This window comes from Gordonia asplenii (assembly GCF_012933505.1).
Taxonomy (GTDB): domain Bacteria; phylum Actinomycetota; class Actinomycetes; order Mycobacteriales; family Mycobacteriaceae; genus Gordonia; species Gordonia asplenii.
The window spans coordinates 1-219 of the sequence record NZ_JABBNB010000131.1 but is presented as its reverse complement, the minus strand read 5'-3'; the positions used below and the strand labels follow the sequence as shown (position 1 = coordinate 219).

1 protein-coding gene is annotated in these 219 nt (G+C 70.8%); it reads right to left on the bottom strand.

What is annotated here, in order from left to right:
- Nucleotides 1-219, bottom strand: a 219-nt coding sequence (locus tag HH308_RS29490; RefSeq protein ID WP_211188995.1) for a transposase, incomplete at both ends; no start/stop codon positions are given.

Sequence of the window (219 nt, the reverse complement as noted above, 5' to 3'; positions counted from 1 at the left end):
GGTCAGGACGCTGAACTGGCCGCTGAGTTCGGCGTCGGGGTTGGCGGGGCTGGGTTTGCTGCCGTGGCGCCAGGTGATCTGCCGGCAGTTGTCGCGGCCGGCGGCGATGATGAGGTCTGTGCAGGTGAGGGGCTCGTCGGGGTATTTGGGGGTGGGTCGTCGGCCACGGCCGGTGTAGTCGGCGGTGGTGGGGACGGCGTCGTCGGGGTAGGCGCTGGT